This window comes from Pseudomonas sp. SWRI154 (assembly GCF_014268645.1).
GTDB classification, from domain to species: domain Bacteria; phylum Pseudomonadota; class Gammaproteobacteria; order Pseudomonadales; family Pseudomonadaceae; genus Aquipseudomonas; species Aquipseudomonas marvdashtae.
In genome coordinates this window covers 1-516 of record NZ_JABWQW010000083.1, presented here as the reverse complement: position 1 = coordinate 516, position 516 = coordinate 1, and the positions used below count along the sequence as shown (strand labels likewise).

Here is a 516-nt window from a genome sequence, read left to right as displayed (position 1 = left end):
GCCGTTCCAACTCTCGGTCGAGTTCGTTGAGCAGGATGTTCGACAGCAACGGCGAGAGAGGGCCGCCTTGCGGCGCCCCTTCCTGCCGTCGGCTGACGATTCCACCCGACATGGCTCCAGCCTCAAGGTAGCGACGGATAAGCCTGAGCACCCGCTTGTCTTCGACTTGACGCTCGACGTAGGCCATCAATACATCGTGGTTGACCCGATCGAAGAACTTCTCCAGATCGAGCTCCACGCACCAACGGTGACCCGCCGCCACATGGGCGCGGGCCGTTTCGATGGCTTGATGAGCGCTTCTGCCCGGACGAAAGCCGTAGCTGTAGTCCGAGAACAGAGGGTCGAAAATCGGCGTGAGCTGTTGCAGCAAGGCCTGTTGGATCAGACGATCCACGACACAGGGAATGCCCAACTGCCGTGTTCCACCTTTGGGTTTGGGGATTTCGACGGCGCGTACACCTTGCGGGTGATACTCGCCGGCCAGCAACCGAGCCTTGAGGATCGGCCAATACTGAT

1 protein-coding gene is annotated in these 516 nt (G+C 60.3%); it reads right to left on the bottom strand.

Annotated features, from left to right (window positions below):
• On the bottom strand, positions 1-516 hold a 516-nt coding region (locus HU806_RS26250; RefSeq protein ID WP_273018716.1), incomplete at both ends, for a reverse transcriptase domain-containing protein.